General features: G+C 71.0%; 3 protein-coding genes and 1 pseudogene. 2 read left to right on the top strand and 2 right to left on the bottom strand.

Annotation, left to right across the window (positions count from 1 at the left end):
• Together FUT87_RS19465 and FUT87_RS19460 are read left to right on the top strand one after the other, a co-directional pair.
• Positions 1–875, top strand: an 875-nt coding sequence (locus FUT87_RS19465; protein ID WP_147242095.1) for a LysR substrate-binding domain-containing protein, incomplete at its 5' end; no start/stop codon positions are given.
• A 476-nt stretch (positions 876–1,351) separates the two neighbouring features.
• A complete protein-coding gene (locus tag FUT87_RS19460) occupies positions 1,352–2,593 on the top strand; it encodes a reverse transcriptase family protein (protein WP_186830637.1) in 1,242 nt (413 codons plus the stop codon).
• 6 nt (positions 2,594–2,599) lie between these two features.
• On the opposite strand, the pseudogene FUT87_RS19455 reads toward FUT87_RS19460, so the two are convergent.
• Together FUT87_RS19455 and FUT87_RS19450 are read right to left on the bottom strand one after the other, a co-directional pair.
• A pseudogene (locus tag FUT87_RS19455) lies at positions 2,600–2,991 on the bottom strand (DUF488 domain-containing protein).
• A gap of 115 nt (positions 2,992–3,106) precedes the next feature.
• The coding region (locus FUT87_RS19450; protein WP_147242093.1) for an S-layer protein at positions 3,107–4,382 on the bottom strand (1,276 nt) is incomplete at its 5' end.

The following is a 4,382-nucleotide window of genomic DNA, read 5'->3' as shown; positions in this document are numbered from 1 at the left end:
AGCTGCTGAACCGCACCACGCGGCGCGTCAGCGTCACGCCCGATGGCGCCGCCTATTACGAGCGGGTCACGCGGCTGCTGTCGGACATCGAGGAGCTGGAGGGCTCCGTGTCGCACGCGCGCGCGGCGCCGAAGGGGCGGATCCGCGTCGACGTCGCGTCGAGCGTGGCGCGGCTGCTGCTGATTCCTGCACTTCCGGAGTTTTATGCAAGACATCCGGACATCCAGATCGACCTGGGCGTGTCGGACCGGCCGGTGGACCTGATCGGCGACAACGTCGACTGCGTCGTGCGCGGCGGCGAGATCACCGACCAGTCGCTGGTGGCGCGGCGCATTGGCGACTGGGGCTACGGCTGCTGCGCCTCGCCCGCCTACATCCAGCGCCACGGCATGCCGCAGCATCCGCTGGACCTGGAGTCCGACCAGCACCACGTGGTGAGCTATTTCTCGACGCGCACCGGCAAGCGCTTCCCGTTCGACTACAGCAAGAACGGCCTGCGCTACGAGATCTACGGCCACTACAAGGTCTCGGTCAACGACGGCAACGCGTACATGACGGCGGGCCTGACCGGGCTGGGCGTGATCCAGGCGCCCTACTTCATGATCAAGCCGCACATCGATGCCGGCGAGCTCGTGCCCTTCCTGTGCGACTGGGAATCGGACCCGCTGCCGCTGTATGTCGTGTATCCGCCGAACCGGCACCTGAGCACCAAGCTGCGGGTCTTCGTCGACTGGATCGCGGAGCTCTTCGACCGCCACTCGCAATGGCAGAAGCAGCTGGTGGCCAGCTGCGAGGCCAAGCGCGCCGAGTCCGATCAGGCCTACATCCCGCTGGAGGCGAACGCGGCGAAGCAGGCGGTGCTGAGCGCGGCGTGATGCTCGCGCGGTGAGGGCGCGCGTGCACGGGAACGTCCTCACGCGGCCTGAACGCCGGCTTGAGCGGGCTCGCGGCCCGCACCCATAATCGCCGCCGACCTCCGGCGCCGCCAAGCCTTTCGGAAGCGTTCGCGCCTCCGGCCGCGGGGCATCCCCGCGGCGCTCTCCACAGTCAGACATCCGGCGCGGATTCGGCGCCGCGCTGCCGCGCGGACCTGAATCGGCGGGACCGGTGAGTTGGCGGTCGCCGGAGGTCGCCGCTTGCCGTTCGCCGCGCCGAGCCCTTTTCCCCGGTCGCGTCGCTGATCCTGGAGTGCCTCCACGCCAATGAGCCTTGCCGCGCCGCTGACCTATCCCCGCTGGATCGCGCTGGCGCTCGCGCGGGCGCTGCAGACGGACGACGACGCGCCACGTGGCCGCGAGGCCCATGCGCTGCAGGCGCGCGCGGAGCAATGCCTTGGCGCCGAAGCGCGCCCTTGGCTCACGCCCTTGTGCGCCGAGCTGGCGCGCTGGGCGGGGCCCGTGTGGCTGGCCCACTCGGTGGCGAGCCTCGCCGACGCGCTGCAATCGCTCGAGGCATTCCACGCCGGCTTCGATCCGGAGCGCCCACGGCCGACGGTGCGCCGCCTGCGCTGCGACCGTCTCGCCTGCGGCCGCCTCCGCCGGCGCTGGCATCGCTGGCGCTGCAGGACTGGTCGACCGAGGCGGATCTCGCGGCCTGGCTCGGCCTCACGCTCGACGAGCTGGATCACTTCGCCGGTCCCGCGCGCCAGTACCGCGAGCGCACCGCGACGCCGCGCCAACCGCATGCGCATCCGACGCCCCATTACCGCGGCCTGCTCGTGCGCAAGCGCCGCGGCGGGCTGCGCCTCATCGAGGCCCCGATGCCGCGGCTCAAGACCCTGCAGCGCCGCCTGCTTGACGACTTCCTGCAGCAGTTGCCCTGCCACGAGGCGGCGCACGGCTTCGTGCGCGGCCGCAACGTCGCGACGCATGCGGCCGGCCATGCGGGCCAGGACTTCGTGATCCGCTTCGACCTGCGCGACTTCTTCCCGAGCATCGGCCGGGCACGCGTCAGCGCGACGCTGCGCACGCTGGGCCTGCCGGACGCGGTGGTGGAGCGCCTCGTGCTGCTGTGCCTGACCCGCACGCCCGCGCCGCTGCGCGAGCGACTGCGCGAGGACGACTCGATCGATGCCGACGGCGCCCGGCGCCTCGCGTCCTTCCACCTGCCGCAGGGCGCGCCCACCTCGCCAGTGCTGGCCAACCTGTGCGCGTTCCCGATGGACCTGCGACTGGACGGATTGGCGCGGCGCTTCGGTGCGCGCTACACGCGCTACGCGGATGACCTGGTGTTCTCCGGGCCCGCCTCGCTGCGCCGCGATCAACGCGCGCTGCGCGCCTGGGTCACGGCCATCGTCGAGGACGAGGGCTTCCGCCTGCGGCGCGACAAGACGCGCGCGATGCCGGCGGGCGGGCGCCAGTCCGTCACCGGCGTCGTCGTCAACACGCGGCCGAATCTCGCGCGCGAGCGCTACGACCGCCTCAAGGCGGAACTGCACCAGCTTGGCCTGCGGTCGCGATCCGTCCCGGTGGATCCGGCCTTGCGCGGGCCGTTGCTGGGCCGACTCGCCTGGGCCCGGCAGTTCCTGGCGCCGTCGCGCGTCGAGAAGCTGACGCGCATGCTTGCGGCAATCCAGTTCAACGCGGATCGCTGACCGGGCTCACTCGGCGCGCAGCGCGGCGCCGCGCTCCTCCAGCAGCTGCGTGAGCTGCGGTGGCAGCGCGCCGGGTTTTCGCAGTAGCAGCCCACCGACAGGTTGGCCGAGTGCGACAGCGCCGCCAGCGCATCCAGCAGCTGCGACGGCGCGGACTCGCCCATCTCCTTGCGGTAGGCCTTGGCGAAGGCGGCCCATTGCCGGTCGTCCTCGGCCGCCTTGCCCTGCGCCATCAGCTCGGCGCTGGGCGCCAGCAGCGGCAGCCAGCTGTCGTAGTAGCCCAGGCGGGCGTAGTCCTCCTTGCGGACGCCGCGCGGTGGGCGACGCACGGTGCCGAGGCGGGCGCCCTCGTCGGGCAGGCGCGGCGTGACGCCGAGTTGGACGATGCGGATGGACATGGCGATGCGGGTGCGCAGGACTGGGAACCGGCCAGCTCCGAGCCGCGATTGTGCCGCCCGGACGACTGGCGGCTCGCCAGCGACGCGCGCCCAGCGCGAGCCCGCGTCGCGCGCCTCACTTCACGGTGACGAAGATCGGGTTCGAGTAGAACCACAGGCTGCCGTAGTTGCGGTCGTTGATCTGGTCATGGCGCGTCGCGTTGTCGGCCGTGTTCACCGGCTGGTCGGCGAGCGGCTCGCCACCGGCGCTCAGGCCGGGCACGTCCTCGGCCAGGTTGGTGCCGCGCAGGCGCAGGTACTGGCTCCGGCTCGCCGGCAGCGTCGTCGTGACGCTGTAGTAGCCGTCCGCGCCCAGGGTCCAGTCGGCGCTGGTGAAACGCTTGAGCACCCGCGTCGACGGATTCGTCGCCACGTCGTAGGCCGGCGTGCCGGGCACCGCCTTGGGACCGACGTCGCCGACGATCAGGTCGACGTGATGCACCTTGGGCACCATGTTGCCGAGGTTGCCGCTGTTGACCGGCCGCTGATAGTTGTTCACCGCCGGGCTCTTGAAGCGCAGGGTGACGGTGACCGTCTGTCCCGCGCTGGCGACCAGCTCCTGACCCATGGTCGCCTGGCCGCCGCCGGCCGCGGCGCGGAAATCCAGCGCGTTGATCAGGTCGCCGAACACACCGAAGCCGCGGCCCGCGCGCAGGCTGCCCAGCAGGCCGGCGACGCCGGTGCTGCCCTTGGGCTGCCACACGTAGTTCTTCGCGTACTCGCCGGGGTAGTAGCCGCTGCTGTTGCCGGCGGCATCGATCTCGAAGTGCGAGTCGGAGTTCGCGACGTTCCAGATGCGACGCCCTTCCCCCAGCAGCGCGTCCCACACGCCGCCGAGCTGGGCGACGACGTAGTCGGTGCCGCCGTAGGTGCGGTTGGGCTTGTTGGCGTCGATGTAGGCCGAGGTGTAGCCGCCGCGGTTGGGCTCCATCTGGTTGCCCACCATGCCCTCGATCGCGAAGACGATCTTCGGCGCGAGGTCATTCATCTGCCGGAAGTCGGCGATCGTGTACTTGCCGGGATTGCGCGACGGATGGTTGATGACCGCGTAGCTGGTGTCCGGGTAGTTGTCCTTCAGCCAGGCGATGCCCTTGAGCGCGTCGGCGGCCGTGGCGTTGGCGCGCTGGCTGTACTTCGCCTTCCAGCGGGCCAGGTCGTCCGCCTGGAACAGCGAGTCGTCGCCGTTGGTGAAGACGTACTGGAACTCCTTCATCGCGCTGGCGGAGGTGGCGAGCGTCGGGTCGCCTTCGAAGATGCCGATGCCGATGTGGTCATGGGTGGGCGTGTCCCACTCGAAGCCGGAGAAGATCAGCTTGCCGGTGTAGCTGCCGGCGGCCTGCAGCGCCTTGACG

The sequence above is a fragment of the Mitsuaria sp. TWR114 genome, assembly GCF_007997345.1.
This window is presented reverse-complemented; position numbering and strand designations above follow the sequence as displayed.